General features: G+C 42.2%; 20 protein-coding genes. 5 read left to right on the top strand and 15 right to left on the bottom strand.

Annotated features, from left to right (window positions below; genetic code table 11):
• Positions 1-109 precede the first annotated feature (109 nt).
• Together QOX44_RS11925 and QOX44_RS11920 are read left to right on the top strand one after the other, a co-directional pair.
• Positions 110-520 carry a helix-turn-helix domain-containing protein gene (locus tag QOX44_RS11925; protein WP_009263234.1) on the top strand — a complete coding sequence of 137 codons (411 nt, stop codon included), beginning with the start codon at positions 110-112 and terminating at the stop codon, positions 518-520.
• Positions 521-613: 93 nt separating this feature from the next.
• Positions 614-1,129, top strand: a complete 516-nt coding sequence (locus QOX44_RS11920) for an ImmA/IrrE family metallo-endopeptidase (RefSeq protein WP_009263235.1) — start codon at positions 614-616, stop codon at positions 1,127-1,129.
• Between the two features lie 59 nt (positions 1,130-1,188).
• On the opposite strand, the gene QOX44_RS11915 is transcribed toward QOX44_RS11920, so the two are convergent.
• Complete coding sequence (locus tag QOX44_RS11915) at positions 1,189-1,350, bottom strand: Arc family DNA-binding protein (RefSeq protein ID WP_009263236.1); 162 nt, start codon at positions 1,348-1,350, stop codon at positions 1,189-1,191.
• A gap of 132 nt (positions 1,351-1,482) precedes the next feature.
• Here QOX44_RS11915 and QOX44_RS11910 point away from each other — a divergent pair, with 132 nt between their 5' ends.
• Entirely contained in the window at positions 1,483-2,193 is a 711-nt protein-coding gene (locus QOX44_RS11910; protein WP_072447181.1) for a hypothetical protein, read from the top strand.
• Between the two features lie 145 nt (positions 2,194-2,338).
• Positions 2,339-2,830 carry a nucleotidyltransferase domain-containing protein gene (locus QOX44_RS11905; protein WP_009263190.1) on the top strand — a complete coding sequence of 164 codons (492 nt, stop codon included), beginning with the start codon at positions 2,339-2,341 and terminating at the stop codon, positions 2,828-2,830.
• Positions 2,831-3,130: 300 nt separating this feature from the next.
• Here the strand turns inward: QOX44_RS11905 and QOX44_RS11900 are convergent, their stop codons facing one another.
• From QOX44_RS11900 to greA, 10 genes are all read right to left on the bottom strand, one after another.
• On the bottom strand, positions 3,131-4,282 hold the full coding sequence (locus QOX44_RS11900; RefSeq protein WP_283681944.1) for an IS91 family transposase: 1,152 nt from the start codon (positions 4,280-4,282) through the stop codon (positions 3,131-3,133).
• Entirely contained in the window at positions 4,275-5,126 is an 852-nt protein-coding gene (locus QOX44_RS11895) for a tyrosine-type recombinase/integrase (protein WP_283681924.1), read from the bottom strand. Before QOX44_RS11895 ends, QOX44_RS11900 begins: the two co-directional genes overlap by 8 nt.
• A 361-nt stretch (positions 5,127-5,487) precedes the next feature.
• Positions 5,488-5,784 carry a hypothetical protein gene (locus tag QOX44_RS11890; RefSeq protein ID WP_072447183.1) on the bottom strand — a complete coding sequence of 99 codons (297 nt, stop codon included), beginning with the start codon at positions 5,782-5,784 and terminating at the stop codon, positions 5,488-5,490.
• Positions 5,785-5,794: 10 nt separating this feature from the next.
• Complete coding sequence (locus QOX44_RS11885) at positions 5,795-6,793, bottom strand: DUF6017 domain-containing protein (RefSeq protein WP_072447495.1); 999 nt, start codon at positions 6,791-6,793, stop codon at positions 5,795-5,797.
• Positions 6,794-6,882: 89 nt separating this feature from the next.
• Positions 6,883-7,782 (bottom strand): ParB/RepB/Spo0J family partition protein, encoded by a 900-nt coding sequence (locus QOX44_RS11880; RefSeq protein ID WP_072447185.1) that lies wholly within the window; start codon positions 7,780-7,782, stop codon positions 6,883-6,885.
• Complete coding sequence (locus tag QOX44_RS11875) at positions 7,772-8,557, bottom strand: ParA family protein (protein ID WP_072447187.1); 786 nt, start codon at positions 8,555-8,557, stop codon at positions 7,772-7,774. Before QOX44_RS11875 ends, QOX44_RS11880 begins: the two co-directional genes overlap by 11 nt.
• Complete coding sequence (locus tag QOX44_RS11870; protein ID WP_072447189.1) at positions 8,536-8,793, bottom strand: excisionase; 258 nt, start codon at positions 8,791-8,793, stop codon at positions 8,536-8,538. Before QOX44_RS11870 ends, QOX44_RS11875 begins: the two co-directional genes overlap by 22 nt.
• 32 nt (positions 8,794-8,825) lie before the next feature.
• On the bottom strand, positions 8,826-9,062 hold the full coding sequence (locus tag QOX44_RS11865; protein ID WP_072447191.1) for a DUF6462 family protein: 237 nt from the start codon (positions 9,060-9,062) through the stop codon (positions 8,826-8,828).
• Positions 9,063-9,301: 239 nt separating this feature from the next.
• Complete coding sequence (gene lysS, locus QOX44_RS11860) at positions 9,302-11,257, bottom strand: lysine--tRNA ligase (protein ID WP_283683358.1); 1,956 nt, start codon at positions 11,255-11,257, stop codon at positions 9,302-9,304.
• Positions 11,258-11,278: 21 nt separating this feature from the next.
• Positions 11,279-11,761 carry a transcription elongation factor GreA gene (gene greA, locus QOX44_RS11855; protein ID WP_283683357.1) on the bottom strand — a complete coding sequence of 161 codons (483 nt, stop codon included), beginning with the start codon at positions 11,759-11,761 and terminating at the stop codon, positions 11,279-11,281.
• Positions 11,762-12,027: 266 nt separating this feature from the next.
• On the opposite strand from greA, the gene QOX44_RS11850 reads away from it, so the two are divergent.
• Entirely contained in the window at positions 12,028-13,275 is a 1,248-nt protein-coding gene (locus QOX44_RS11850) for an IS30 family transposase (protein WP_283682841.1), read from the top strand.
• A 276-nt stretch (positions 13,276-13,551) separates the two neighbouring features.
• On the opposite strand, the gene dusB is transcribed toward QOX44_RS11850, so the two are convergent.
• Genes dusB through QOX44_RS11830 form a run of 4 tightly spaced genes read right to left on the bottom strand, consistent with a single transcriptional unit; the run spans position 13,552 to position 16,115 of the window.
• Entirely contained in the window at positions 13,552-14,499 is a 948-nt protein-coding gene (dusB, locus tag QOX44_RS11845; RefSeq protein WP_283683355.1) for a tRNA dihydrouridine synthase DusB, read from the bottom strand.
• Positions 14,496-14,834 (bottom strand): DUF6145 family protein, encoded by a 339-nt coding sequence (locus QOX44_RS11840; protein WP_283683354.1) that lies wholly within the window; start codon positions 14,832-14,834, stop codon positions 14,496-14,498. The genes dusB and QOX44_RS11840 overlap by 4 nt, the downstream gene beginning before the upstream one ends.
• Positions 14,835-14,850: 16 nt before the next feature.
• Positions 14,851-15,831 carry a biotin--[acetyl-CoA-carboxylase] ligase gene (locus tag QOX44_RS11835; protein ID WP_283683353.1) on the bottom strand — a complete coding sequence of 327 codons (981 nt, stop codon included), beginning with the start codon at positions 15,829-15,831 and terminating at the stop codon, positions 14,851-14,853.
• Between the two features lie 23 nt (positions 15,832-15,854).
• Positions 15,855-16,115 carry a hypothetical protein gene (locus QOX44_RS11830; protein ID WP_283683352.1) on the bottom strand — a complete coding sequence of 87 codons (261 nt, stop codon included), beginning with the start codon at positions 16,113-16,115 and terminating at the stop codon, positions 15,855-15,857.

Below are 16,115 nucleotides of genomic sequence, written 5' to 3'. Positions count from 1 at the left end.
TCGCCTCTTGTCAAGAGGCAACTTGTTGATTATGGGAAATTTATTTCCTATCCCGTTTCAGCATCATACATAAAGATCCTGAAACGCCAATTAGAAAGTAGGTATTTTTATGACATTCGGTGAAAAAGTGAAAAATTTAAGAAAGAACAAAGGACTCAACCAAACCCAATTAGCCGATGCTGTCGGTGTCTCCCTTCGGACTGTTCGGGGATGGGAAATTGAAGGCCGTTATCCAAAGAAACATGACCTTTACCAGAAACTTGCAGACATTTTAAGCTGCGATATCTCCTATCTCATGACAGAAGAAGAGGCTTTTATCACAGAAGCATCTGAACAATTTGGAAACCGTGGAGCAAAACAGGCTCAGCAGATCTTAGAACAGGCCGCTGCAATGTTCGCTGGCGGGGAGCTTTCTGATGAAGACAAAACAGCCTTTATGGATGAGATCCAGTCTTTATATCTGGATTCCAAGAGACGTGCAAAGAAATTTACACCAAAGAAATATTTAGATGCCAAATAGATGGGGTGATTATGGGACAGCCTATAGGATATAGTTTTATTGTCAAAAGTACCATTACCCGCTTCTATTTGATTCATACACGAGGTGATATATTTGGGGAATTCATATATTTACAACAAAGTAGAAAAACTTGTAAAAAAGTTCAAGACCAGGGATCCTTTTGAAATATTGGAAGAAATGAATGTGATCGTTGGTGAAACAGACCGCTACGAAAAATTAAAGGGATACTGTTTCATGAGCTGCCAGACCATTTATGTTATGGTAAGCAGTTTTCTCTCTGAGGAAGAGAAAAAGATTGTTGCCGCCCACGAACTCGGTCACATCATTCTGCATCGTTCTCAGCTCAAAATGGCGCCGATGAAAGATGATGTCTTATATAACATGAGGGATAATACGGAATACGAAGCGAACCTTTTCGCTGCAGATCTTATCCTGGATGATAAAGAAATCGCAGACCTGTCAAAGAACGAAGACCTGAACTATTTCGGGCTCTGTAGCTGCTTAAACTCCAGTCCGGAACTCATGAGCTTCAAGTTATACAGTCTGATCAAGCGTGGTCAGAACTACAATATGCCGCTGGAAATACAGAGCAACTTCCTGGCCAAATAAAATTTGCCCGTTCCATACAACTGAACGGGCTTTTCTTATATCCATATGTGAAGATTCTTTTATTTCAGTTCTCCATGCTTATTTTCAAATTCCATGATTGCCTGACGTATTAAATATAGCACTTCTCCATTGATCGAACGCCCTTCAAATTCTGCCAGGCTTTTCAGTTTTTTATGCGTTTCAGCATCAATCCGTAATCCTAAATGCTTCTCTTTCTCCATGATTATTCTCTCCATCTCTATAAGTACATATTAAGTTCATATTTCAAGTTCATTTTAAGTACAAATAATGGTAGAATGTTTTAAATGGACTTATTTTAAGTACACTATATTTTTTCACGGAGGAATTCAATTATGCATGAAAAAAGAAAAAAATATTATCATATCAGAAAAGATTTATTCTGGTGCACCATCCTATTAGCTATATCCTTTCTCATCGGTTATGCTATACATCACCGCATTTTTCTAACACATTCCCTGAAAGCAGATGCCCCAAAAGAACGGACAGAAATAACCTTTGACGATCTGCAATCAAATCTGAAAGATATCTCTATATGCTATTTATGTGGAAGTTCTGATTATAGTATGATGGACTATTATCGAAAATTTGATACGGTTGGACTGATTTCCCTCAATGACTGGTACGTCTTAGATTTCCAACTAAAAGCATATGATGAAAACGGAAATGAAATACCAAATAAAACCGGTTCAAATATACTTTTTGGAAACACCGGCGAAATCACGTATTCCTCTCATGGAGATGTTTCCAGAGGAATGGCTGAGATAGATATCACGTTACCGGAAAACTACAAATTGAACAAAAGAAATCTAACGGATCATCTCTGCCAAGGTTGCCTTGATAAAGTTGCTGCTTCCTTAGAACATTGGAAATATGAAAACGAAAAGAAAGAACCGATTCCTCTGTGTTTGGTTGATTTTAAAACTCTTGATATTTATTCCTTACAAGATTATTACCGATCAATTTTCATCCGGGATTATTATGTGGAAATGGAGTTTGAAGACAATTCCGTAGAAACAAAAGCCTTTTATCTACCGGAAATATAAAAATTATGATATACTGAAAAAAACGACAAATCTGAATTTTAAAAAGGAGTGTGATGACCATGATTTTTGATTTTGAGCCTTGGCAATTAGATATTGATATTGACTTAACTAAACAATTATATAGAAGTTGTAAAGGAGACTTTGTATGGGTAGAAAAGAAATAACAACAAAAGAAGATTTAATGAAAGTAATAGAATTATTCGAAAATACTGGAATTACATACTGGTTGGATGGCGGATGGGGTGTAGATATTTTAGCTGGTAAACAAACAAGAATTCATAGAGATATAGATATAAATTTTGATGCTCAACATACGGAAAAATTGTTAAATGTGCTTTTGAATCTGGGCTATAAAATTGATACAGACTGGAAACCGGTTAGAATAGAGTTATATAGTGATGAACTTGGTTACTTAGACATTCACCCGTTCGTTTTAAATGAGGACGGAACTTCAAAACAAGCTGATTTAGAGGGTGGATGGTATGAGTTTGAAAAAGATTACTTTGGTAGTGTTTTTTTTGAAGGCAAAACAATTCCTTGTATATCTTTAAAAGGCCAAAAAGTTTTCCATTCAGGTTATGAATTAAGAGATAAAGATAAGCATGATATTTCAATTCTTGAAAGTTTATCAAAATAACATTGCTGTAATTTCTAAGATAAATTCTTTAGGTTAGAATCGATGATGGGGTAAACGAAAAAGCAGTTTTGGCATTCCAGTGAACTGCCCCTTCGTTTACTCCATTTTCGATTTGACCTAATTGAACAAAGTGAGCGTCCGGGTAGTTGCTACCTATGGACTTTCAATCTTTTGTTCTTATCCATAATTATACAGGATTTCCTGTGCAGACGCTACAGAAATCAAGTGTTTTCAGATAAATAGGTACAACAATAAAACCTCAGGATTTTGAGGCTTAAAAACATATAAAAGATTTGGATTTTAACACCTTTGCGGTATTCTCAGTTGTGGTTTTCCAAGATGTCCACCGCAGGATTTACATACACAGATGTTTATCCCGTATAGCTGTTTCAGTATTTCCGGCATTTCCTTAGCCCTGAGCCTTGAAAGATATTTTTTACATCCGAGAAGATTCCGGCATAAAGTGAGTTTTTTGTGCTTGCTGCGGGAACATAGAAGTCCATAATGCCGGATCCTGACAAAACGTCTGGGTGGCACATGCATCAGAAAACGCCGTATAAATTCAATGCCGGAAAGGGTCAGTTCCTTCCATTGTCCTTCTTTCCGGTAATCCTTAACGGAAAAAGTAACATTTTCATCATCCATATGGATGATGCGGTGATTGCTGATAGCGATCCTATGGGTATACTTTCCAAGGTAATCAATCACAGATTGTGCACCGTTAAAAGTTTTCTTACAGTAAGGAACCCATTCTGCGTCATAACAGGAATCTATAAGTTCTTTGAATGCATAATGATTACGGTATTTTTCTGCTGTTCCATGAAACTCAAGCTGATCTGTATTCCAGAGATTTTTCAACTCATCCATATATTTCCCACGAAAGACTTTGGAGATAGCCCATATGGGGAGAAAAAACTCCGTACCATTGTCTTTCCACTCATTTTTCGGTGTCAGGCCGCCGCCAAGCAGTATCGTATGGATATGGGGATGAAAATTCATTTCTGAGCCCCATGTATGCAGGATGCAGATATAACCAACAGAAGCCCCAAGGTGCTTTGGGTCGGATGTCAGTTCCTGAATAGTAGTGGAAGTTGCATGATACAGCGTGTCATATAACAGTTTCTGGTTACTGTAAATGACCGGATTCAGAATGTCAGGGACTGTAAACACCAGATGGAAATAAGGTGCATCAAGTACATCTTCTCTGCGGGCATCCATCCACATTTCCTTTGGAACTGCCTGACACATGGGACAACAGCGGTTACGGCAGGAATTATAATGGATCTGGACAGCACCACAGTCTTCACATACACTGATATTTGCACCATAGGCTCCTGTTTTGCAGTTCAGGATGTTCCGGACAGCTTTTGCCTGTTCCGGGGATGGAGAATATTTTTCAAGGTATGCTGTATAAAAATGTCGGAAAATATCCTGGACGGTGGGTTTATTCATGGTCAGCACCTTCTTTCCTGTCAAAAGGGCTTTGAATGCCCATGAGGGATTTGTTGCTGACATGAAGATAAACTTCCGTAGATTTCGGGTCACGGTGTCCAAGCAGAGCTTGAATGTTCTGCCGTTCTATGCCTTGTTCCATCAAATGGGTTGCAAAGCTATGGCGGAGACAGTGAGGGGTTGCTGCCTTTGGAAGTTCTGCATCAGCTACTGCCCGTCGCATTACCTGTTCCAGAGTACTGACTGTTAGATAATTACCGGTAAATTTATTCGGAAACAGGATGCCACGGGGACGACCTTTCTCAAACCAGTATTGTGTAAGGATATCCAGACAACGTTTGGAGAGAATGGTATAACGGTCCATTCTATTCTTGGTATCCCGGACATGGATCTGCATATTTGAACGGGAGATATCGTCATAATGAAGATGGATCACTTCAGAAACTCTCATACCTGAGGAATACATGACTGCGAACATAGCCTTATATTTGATATCATCAACAGCATCTAACAGGCGGTCAATCTCAGAGGCAGTCAGTACAGTAGGAAGCTTATGTTCCAGGATCATACGTGGAACTGTGATGTCATCCCAAAGGATATGCAGGACATTTCGATAGAAAAAACGGATGGCAGAATTGTAAAGATTCAGAGTTGTGGCTTTCAGTCCTTCCTCTTTTTTCGCAAGCAAAAAAGCCCTGACATCCTGACAGGTAAGTTCTTTGGGATTCTTATTCTGATATTTCAGAAAGTAAGAAACATAGTTTTTATAGCAACTGATGGAACGTTCTTTGAGGTTACGGATTTTCCCGGCTTCTTCAAGCTGTTCTAAATATTTTTCATACATAATAAAATCCTCCATATAAAATCAGTAGTTATCCGAAACACTGCTTTATATGGAGGTGCATTTGGGTCATAAAACCGCTTGCCAACCAAGCGGAAGGGTGGTATTCTTTTCATAGGCAGTGGGAAGGTCGATCCTGTTTGATTGTTTCGTTGTGGTGACTTAACAATACTACTTTTAGGACTTGCTTTCCACTGTTTTGTTATAGGAAAAAGAAAATCGCTATGCCACAGCCTTGGCAGGCCATCGCGCAGCGATTTTGTTCAATTTCAGTTTGGACTTTTCTTATAGAGCCTTTCCATGAAGGAGAGGCTCTATTTTCATCTGAAATCACTAAGACTCTTTCAACTATCATCATCTTTTCTTAACCTAAAATCAATGCACATATTTTTTCTCTAAGTAAGTCGATTACAGTATCTATAAATTCTCCGGCAAATAAGATAAAGATCAGAACACCTCCCATACAAGCCAGAAAAGCTGCCTGTAGCCAGTCTTGATAACAGATTACTGTTCCAATGAACAACGCCATAATTCCAAATCCCAATATTTTTTTTGCGACTGCCACCATATGTACTAATAGCTTCACTCCGACACCTATGATCGAAATGATAAACCACAATGGAATCAATAACACTTTTCCTGCCACTTTTAAAATACCCATATCTGTCCTCCTATCTTGCCAGCCACGGCATATCATGATTTACTTCTGCTCGGTAATATCCACTGATTGTTGAAGGTGCATTGAACAATGCCGCAAGTAAATATTTCTTGATATTCTTGATTTTACTCGTATTTCCTTCCAGACAATGCAGCACATACTCTACATGGGAATAATCCAGCTTCATGAATTTTCCTCTTACCAAGGCTCCTGAATACCAGTTGCTTGCAATCAGTACTTTATCACTCTTACACATAACAGTCTCTACGATCAGATCCACGATTTCATCAATCTGATTTTTGTCATGAGGATGACTCACTAACAAAGAATCATAATCCAGATTGTCTTTGATCAGAGATTGATACGCATGTAACGTTTCCATCTCATCCTCTTCGGATCCTATCCCACCTGCAGATACGATATGATTAGATTTATTCTCACTAAGATTAGTATTGTTAATATTAGTATTATTAGAGTTTGAAATGTAAACTTCTTGAAGTTTATTTTCGGGACTTCTTGAAGTTTGTTTTTCGGACTTCTTGAAGTTTGAAATGTAAACTTCTTCTGTCTCTTCTTCCTCTACAGAAGTTTGATTTATAAACTTCACCATCTTTGATTTTTCTTTTTTCTGTTCCTCACATTCCTCCTGAACAAATGATTTTACATAGATGATCGTAACCTTTCCAAAGCCCTGTCTGCGCTTTTCAATCAAACCTATCCCTTTTTCATCATCCAGCTCCTGAAGAGATTTCACCGCTTTATTTCTGCCACAATTCAATAATTCCATGATATCTTCAATGGAAAAATAGATATATGCCCGATTTTCTTCATCAAACCACTGATTCTTAATGGATAAAGACATTCTGTCCAGCATCAAACCGTATAAGATCTTCGCATCACTGGAAAGATCCTTAAAACAGTCATTGGTAAATAACGCTTTGGGTATTCTGTAAAAACTAAACTGGTCTGCTTCTGTTCCATAAAAATATTTAAAATTCATTTTTTTGTCCATGTATCTTCCTCCCTTCCTTTCTCTCATAGAAGTCCTTTTTTTAAACTTCTGTATCTCTTTTTCTTTGGGGTATCTTATTTTGACACCCCTTATTCCTGTTCTCTTTTCCATTGTTCCAGTAATGCCTCAATCACCTTTTCCATATCCGTTTCCGAATAATCTTCCGGAAAATACTTTGTGAGCTTCTTTCCTGATAACACCACTTTTCGTTCCGGTGCTTTTACTGCTATGCAGCTATTAAAAATCGAAATCATAAATCCCTGGTTCACCGATCCTTCTTCCAACTGTTTTCTCAAAGCTGTAATCTGCTTTGGTTTAACAAATCCTGTATCACGGATATACTCGTAGATCCATTTCTGTATTTCCTTTTCAATGTAGGAAATATCAACGGCAATGGTAAAATTCAATTTTTTTGCATCTACCATATCTAATAATTCTGGAATCAATTCTGTAAGGCGAATGTAACGCTGAACATTACGAGCGCTCTCTCCTACCTGTTCAGCTATAACTACATCAGTACGATACTTCGTGCCATTTTGGCACAAAGTTAAATCGTTTCTTACCCCTTGTCTCTTCATTGCCTCCAATTTCATTCTATAAGCAAATGCTTTTTCGCTCGGAAGTAACTCTTCTCGTTGGATATTGGCATCTACCATAGCGATGACTGCATCATCATCGGATAATTCTCTCACAATTGCAGGAATTGTTGCCAATCCAGCTATAACAGCCGCGTGCATTCTTCGATGACCTGAGATCATCTCATATCCATTTTCACCATCGGACCGTAACAAAACTGGTGTCAATACCCCGTAGGTCTTTACACTCTCTACTAAATCTGCCATCTTTTCATCATCCAATACTTTGAAAGGATGATCTTTAAATGCATGTATTCTGTTGATTTCTATTTCCATTGCAGACTCTTCATTGACTACTCCTAGCAATTCATCAATGCTTGTCAATTTGATTTTTTCTCCACTTCTACTTTTCATTTTCCAAAACCTCCTGCGTCAGATTTTCATAAGCCATAGATACTTTTCCATTTGGACAATGACAATAAATACTTTTTCCTTCCGCACTTGCTTCAGCTACCTTAACTGATAATGGAATGACATTTTCAAAGATAGAAATCTTAGATCCATAAGTTTCTCTCACTCTAGAAGCAATATCTTTGGCGTAATTAGTACGAAAATCCACCATTGTCAAAAGAATTCCCTGTATCGTCAGCTTCCGGTTCAATCTCTTCTTTACCATAGAAATAGTCCTGATCAACTGTTGAAGTCCTTTAACCGGCAGATATGCAGCTTGTACAGGTATCAGAACCGTATCAGAAGCTACTAAAGCATTGATGGTCATCATGCCTAAACTCGGCATACAATCAATTAAAATATAATCGTATCGTGATCGCATCGTATCAATATATTCCTTCATGATCAGCTCTCTGCTCATTACATTACTCATGGTTACTTCTAAAGCAGATAACTCAATATTGGCCGGTAGGAGATCCACTTGTTCCTCATGATGTAAAATGCCTTCGTCCTCAGCAATTTCCTCGTCATTGATAATATTCATCATAATAGTTGCAAGTGTAGTTCCAATATCATCCGGTTCTACATACCCAAGACTAGCAGTCAAACTTCCCTGTGGATCCGCATCGATCAATAACACTTTTTTTCCTTGTCTTGCCAATCCTACCCCAAGATTTAAAGTCGTTGTACTTTTTGCAACTCCGCCTTTCTGGTTTGCTACTGAAATAACCTTTCCCATTCTTCTTTCTCCCTTCTGATATTTTCTCTCAGATATTTTTCAAATGTGCTTCGCTTAATTAGAACTTTTTTTCCAACCTTATAAACTGCTCCTGCCTTGTGAGATAATCTTACGATTGGCTTATATCCAAGCTCGTAATAATCCATAGCTTGTTTATAACTTATAAATTCATGTTGCATAAATTCTATATCTTCATCATCAATAAGATTAGAAAACATCCATACCTTTCCATGCATCTCAACTAAATTCCTTTCTCCGATTTGTCATCTTATTTTTCATGAAATTGTTCAAGATATTCATCAAAGATTTCTCTGTTTATCAAAACGATTCCTTCCATTCTGTAAATCGCACCCGCATCATTTGCAAGTTCCATCAACTTTTTATGTGACAGGCTATATACGATTTCTGCTTGTTGATAACGAAGAAATTTTCTTCTAAGTCGACGGGCTTCTTCTTTTACCTCTGAACGCTTCTGTTGGTTATAGTACATATTTTCTGTTTTCAAATCTGTTTCTCCTTTCAGCTTTTACTCAACCACAACGGACATTGTTAATGAATAAAAAAAGGGCACTCTCTGAAAGATTTTTCTTTCAAAAAGTGCCCTCAACAATCTATATTGTTGGAGTAGTATTACTGACAACTAATCACCATTCTTCATGATGATTCATGTTGGAATACAAATTTGTTGTCAAATTGTTGTCAAAGAAAATTTTTGTTGTCAAATTGTGAAGTATTTTTACTCACTTAGTACAATTTTGCTCCTGCCGGAATGTGATCATCCAGGATCAGAACATTCAATCCTTCTCTTCCTTCTACAAGGTGTGTAGCGGAGATGATCATACCGCAAGAATCAATTCCCATCATCTTACGTGGTGGAAGGTTTGTGATTGCAAGCAATGTCTTTCCAACCAGTTCTTCCGGCTCATAATAATCGTGAATTCCGCTTAAAATCACACGTTCTACGCCACTTCCATCGTCTAATACGAACTTCAAAAGCTTCTTAGATTTTGGAACTGCTTCACATTCTTTTACCTTTACAGCACGGAAATCTGACTTGCTAAATGTATCGAAATCAACCATGTCTTCGAATAATGGTTCTACTTCTACATTAGAGAAATCAATCTTTTCTGCCATGTCAGATGTAGCGGTAAATGTTGCAACAGATTTTGCCGGAGCAGACTGTGCAGCATTGTTAGCTTCATTCTTTGCGGCTCCCATGCTCTTCATTGTCGGGAAGAGCAGCACATCGCGGATGGCTGCAGAATTTGTCAGCAGCATGCACATACGGTCGATACCAAAGCCAATGCCTCCTGTCGGCGGCATACCGATCTCCAGCGCATTGAGGAAATCCTCATCCGTTGTATTGGCTTCCTCGTCGCCCTGTGCCAGCTGCTCTTCCTGTGCCTTAAAGCGCTCACGCTGGTCGATCGGGTCATTGAGCTCAGAGTATGCATTTGCCATCTCCCAGCCGTTCATAAAGAACTCAAAACGTTCGGTATACTCTGGATTTTCCGGTTTTTTCTTGGTCAGCGGAGAGATCTCGATCGGGTGATCCATGACAAAGGTCGGCTGGATCAGATGCTCCTCTGCAAATTCCTCAAAGAACAGTGCGAGAATGTCGCCCTTCTTGTGGCGCTCCTCATACTCTACATGCTTCTCTTTCGCGATCGCACGCGCTTCTTTCAGTGTATGGATCTCATTGAAGTCCACACCTGCATATTTCTTTACGGCGTCTACCATTGTGATACGCTCAAATGGCTTTCCGAGATCCATCTCCACGCCATTGTATACGATTTTTGTCGTTCCGAGTACATCCTGAGCCACATGGCGGTACAGATTCTCTGTCAGATCCATCATTCCGTTGTAGTCGGTATATGCCTGATACAGCTCCATCAGAGTAAATTCCGGATTGTGTCTCGTGTCAAGACCCTCGTTGCGGAATACACGGCCGATCTCATAGACACGCTCCATGCCGCCTACGATCAGGCGCTTCAGATAAAGCTCCAGAGAGATGCGCAGCTTTCTGTCCTCATCAAGCGCGTTGAAATGCGTCTCAAACGGTCTTGCGGCTGCTCCTCCTGCATTCGATACGAGCATCGGAGTCTCTACCTCCATAAATCCCTGTCCGTCCAGATATTTACGGATACTGCTGATGATTTTAGAGCGCTTGATAAAGGTATCCTTTACCTCCGGGTTCATGATCAGATCCACGTATCTCTGGCGGTAGCGGATATCCGTATTCGTCAGACCGTGGAATTTTTCCGGAAGCACCTGCAGGCTCTTGGAAAGCAGAGTCACAGAAGCTGCATGAATGGAGATTTCTCCTGTCTTTGTCCGGAATACTTCTCCCGTGATACCGATAATATCACCAATATCAAGCTTTTTGAATGCTTTGTACTCCTCCTCGCCGATACTGTCACGCGCAATGTAAGACTGGATATTTCCCTTCAGATCCTGAACATTGCAGAAAGAAGCCTTTCCCATCACACGTTTGGACATCATGCGGCCGGCGATCGATACTGTTTTGCCGTCATATGCCTCAAAGTCCTCTTTCACATCTGTACTGTGATTTGTCACGTCAAATTTTGTGATCACAAACGGATCCTTTCCGTTTGCCTGAAGCTCCGCCAGCTTCTCCCGGCGCACCTTCAACAACTGATTTACATCCTGTTCCTGAACCTGCTTCTTCTGTTCTGCCACTGTACTCTCTCCTCTTTCTCTTTATATGGATCTCTGAATTTCAAGCACTCTGTACTCGATCGTGCCGGCCTGTGTCTCCACAGAAACCTTATCATTGACACACCGTCCGATCAAAGCTTTTCCTACTGGAGACTCATTGGAAATCTTACCCTGAAGGCTGTTTGCCTCAGAAGAACCGACGATCTGGAATTCCATCTCCTCCTCGAACTCCTCATCATATACCTTTACGGTACATCCGACATTGATCTTGTCGACATCCACCTCATCCTCTACAACAACCTCTGCGTTTTTAAGGATCTTCTCGATCTCCTCGATACGCGCCTCGATATCACGCTGCTCATCCTTTGCTGCATCGTACTCTGCGTTCTCTGAGAGATCCCCCTGCTCTCTTGCCTCTTTGATCTTTCCGGCTACTTCCTTTCTCCGGTTGACCTTCAGATCATGAAGCTCGTCCTCCAGTTTTTTCAATCCTGCATATGTCAGTAATTTCTTCTTTTCTTCCATCTTGCTCTACACCCTTTCTGGTCCCTTTTTCAAAAGGAACTGTGTACTACTATTATATTTCACAATCACACAATTATATATGATAGCCCTCCTTTTGTCAAGGAACGCGCCCTCAAAAACGCTCCTCCAAAAGCTGCGAGAAATGTAAAAGTAACTTCCGGTTCTTCTTCGCACTTCCGGAAGCTTGTTTTTCATTAAGGCTTTATGAAAGACTTATTTCCGGTTATCCTCTTCCTGTGATGTTCATGGGAGAAAGGATGTACATAATGAGAGCAAAACATTTAACCTTAGAAGAAAGAAAAATAATCCAGGAGGGCATCGAAAAGCGCTTGTCCAAAACAGCCATTGCCCGTTCCCTCCACAAAGATCCGACTACCATTGCAAAAGAAATCAAAAAGCATAGAACCTTAAAACCACGCAACCGCTTCAATTCACCTGTCATCTGTTCAAACTTTAAACAGTGCAGCAAACCCCGTAAATACTGTTCTGAAGCCTGCCCGTCCTATGCCGAACAGTCCTGTTCCCTGCGTGACCGCTCCGTCGGCGCCTGCAACCATTGTCCGGACATCAAACACTGCCGGCTGGATCATTACTTCTACAACGCCAGTCATGCTCACGAAGATTATCTCTTTCACCTGTCCGATTCCAGACAGGGCGTTAATCTTTCAGAGCCGCAACGTCTACTCATTGCACAAACCATTGCCCCGCTCCTCAAAAAAGGGCAGTCCCTTTATCAGATCCTTGCTAACCATCCGGAACTCTCCCTTTCGGTAAAATCCCTCTACACCTACATCGAAGGCGGCGTTTTTAAAGACTTTGGCGTTGATAACTTCTCTCTGCGCAGACAGGTTTCCATGCGCGAACGCAAAAAGCTGAAAAAACGCAGAGAGCCGGTCAACTATGAGGGGCATAAGTTTTCAGACTATCTCGCGTTTCTTGCCGACAATCCTTCCATCCCGACAACGGAGATGGATACTCTGTACAACCAACCGCAAGGACCTTATATCCAGACCTTTTCTTTTCAGAATACCGGACTTATGATCGGATTCCTCCATCAGGAAAAAACTTCGGAATCCATGGCTTCTGCCTTAGATTTCCTTCAGGAGCTTCTCGGCATCGACTATTTCCGCCTCTTTTCCCTGATCCTCACTGACCGTGGGACAGAGTTTGAAAAAGTCTCCCTCTTTGAACAGAATCCAAAGAGCGGACAGATACGGACAAATATCTTTTATTGCGACCCACAGACACCAAGCCAGAAACCTCATGTAGAAAATAACCACAACTATGTCCGGAATATCCTTCCGAACCAGCGGAATCTCGAACACCTGACGCAGAAAGATCTGAATCTTATGTTCGATCATATCAATTCCGTTCCACGAAAGGTATTAGGCGGAAGAACTCCTTATGAGGTCTTTTCCTTCTTTTATGGGGAAACGCTGCTGCATAAGCTGGGTGTCAGACGGATCGAACCGGATTCCGTAACGCTTCAGCCGTATCTGCTGAAAATAGAATAAGCCAGCCACAACCGCTGACTTATCCTTACACCATTAATTTTGCCCCTATGAACACACGTCCCATATGTATTCTTCTGGGCAACGGAACTTTGTCTTTCACAAAAAAAGAAAAAGCTCCCTTTGCTCCGCTTTGCATGCGCAAAAAAGCGGAACTGTACTTAAAGTTTACACAAAAAAAGTCTTTTAGGCAAGAAAAACTTCCGTTTTCCTGCCTGAAAACAGAAGTTTCTCTTTCATCCGGACGTTACTTTTACAACCGGAAGTTACTTTTATAATTCACCCCTCCAAAAGCTGCTCCAGCTGTGCATAGGAGTCTACCATATTGATCTCTCCCCTCAGCTTTGCAGAGCCCGGATAGCCTGCCGTATACCACGAAATATGCTTTCGCATTTCCCGTATGCCGATATAATCTCCCTTGTATCCGATCTGCATACGTGCATGGCGCAACATCATCGCGCGTACCTCTTCTTTAGACGGACGCTCCGGGATCCTTCCAGTCTCCAGATATTCCCGGATCTGGTCGAACAGCCACGGATTTCCCCGCACAGCCCGTCCGACCATAATGCCGTCGCAGCCCGTCTGCTCAAGCATCTGGCGCGCCTTTTGCGGAGTATCAATGTCGCCGTTCCCGATCACAGGGATCTTCACTGCCTCCTTCACCTGCCGGATAATATCCCAGTCTGCCTGTCCGGAATAATACTGCTCTCTCGTCCTGCCATGCACCGCGATCGCAGACGCCCCGGATGCCTCCGCGATCTTTGCGATCTCGACCGCATTTACCTCCTTCTCCGTAAAGCCCTTTCGTATCTTTACCGTGACCGGTTTTTTAATCGCACGCACGGTCTTCCTGATGATCTCCCCGACCAGCTCCGGATTTCTCATAAGAGCAGAGCCTTCTCCGTTTCCTGCGACCTTTGGCACCGGACACCCCATATTGATATCCAGAATGTCAAACGGCCTTTCTTCAATATATGCTGCCATTTCACTGATTATATCAGGATCCGACCCAAACAGCTGCAAAGATACCGGTCTTTCTTCGGGCGAGGTTTCCAGAAGCGCCTCTGTATTCTTATTATGAAAGGAGATCGCCTTGGCGCTCACCATCTCCGTACACACCATCCCCGCTCCCTGCTCCTTGCAGAGCAAACGAAATGGCAGGTCTGTCACCCCTGCCATCGGCGCCAGTATAATATTGTTGTCCAGCTCTACTGTCCCAATCCTCATAATACGATCTTCCTTTGCCCCTTGATCACGATCTGATAATAGAGCTCCAGGGAACGCAAAAGCTCCTCCTTTGTCCTCTGGATCTCCCGTATTTTCAAGGCAGCCCCTATCTCATCGTATGTATAATCTCCCTCTGCAGCCTCTGTCTTAAACTGCAGGCTGCCCTTTTCATCAAATTCGACCAGAAAAATACCGCCTACATCATGTGTATAAAGGACGCACATGATCCGCAGCTCCTCTTTGATCTGCTCCGGAAGTCCGCCAAATCTTTCATTTAAATAATACTTTTCTTCGTATGCGTTTGCCCCGCACAGCACCATTGTTTCCTGTTCCATTGTCATCCTCACCTTATCAGATATATCCATAGATCCCGCGCACAGACACTTCTCCGGCATACACCGTCTCCAGCGTTCCATCGTCTCTGCGCACAAGCAGTTCTCCTTTTTCGTTGATCCCTTCGGAACGTCCCGTATATTCACCGGACGGCTCCAGCACACGCACCGGATCTCCCAGTCCGGCAAGCATATCGTTGTACTCCTCCCGAAGCTGCGACAGATCCTGCGTCTGCAAAAACACTGCATAGTACTTCTCAAACCATTTCAGGCAGGAAGCGATCAAAAGCGCCCGCTGCGGCGTTCTCCCCAGGATCTCATGCAGAGACACTGCCGTCTCCCGCAGCTCTTTTGGAAAATGCTCCACCTTTGTGTTGATCCCGACTCCGATCACGATATAACGGATGTAATCGATCTCGCTGCTCATCTCTGTCAGGATCCCGCAAAGCTTCCTGCCGTTTATTACAATGTCATTCGGCCACTTGATCTTTGTCTGCACCCCATAGCAGTCGCGGCAGGCCGATGCGACAGCAAGCCCCATTACGAGCGTAAGCATCGAAGCGCGCTCCGGCCAAATATCCGGCCGAAGAATCAGACTCATCGCCACTGCACTCCCGGCAGGCGTCTCCCATGACCGGCCCCGCCGTCCCTTTCCGCTCTCCTGCTGCTGTGCGAGCACAAGTGTCCCGGCTTTGGCTCCGCCGTGTGCAAGCCGTGCTGCTTCGCTGTTTGTTGAGTCGATCTTTTCAAAATAATGGATCTCGCTCCCTGCCCATTCTGTCTCCAGATAGCTTGTCACCTCCTCAGCCGTCACTGCATCCGGACGACTGATGATCTGATAACCGCGACGCGGCACAGAAGCGATCTCATATCCTTCCTCTTTTAGCTGATTGATTACCTTCCAGACTGCTGTGCGCGATACGCCAAGCATCTCACACAGCTCCTGCCCTGACACATAGCCCTGCGCATGACTAAGTGCTTCCAGTATCCTGCCCTTCATCCTCTGATGCTCCTTTTATATATCTACATAAAATAAATCAGGCAGCCCGCATAAAATACCGCTGCCAGAACAGCCAGTGTCATCTGCAGATGCCTGCGCCTGATGAAAAATAAAAGCGACAGCGATACATGGAGCAGCACTGCAAGCCCCATGATAAAGCTCAAAAACCAGTGGTTCTGCAGCAGATCCAGCAGGTAAAGGATGCAAAGGACACCAGTTGCAATCGCTGTCACACCGCAAAATCCTTCCAGTATCCTTCTGTCCTTCTCTTTTATCTGTTTCAT

This window comes from Parablautia sp. Marseille-Q6255 (assembly GCF_951230155.1).
Taxonomy (GTDB): Bacteria; Bacillota; Clostridia; order Lachnospirales; family Lachnospiraceae; genus Choladousia.
Note: the sequence above shows the minus strand (reverse complement) of the source record. Positions and strands in the feature narration are given on the sequence as shown.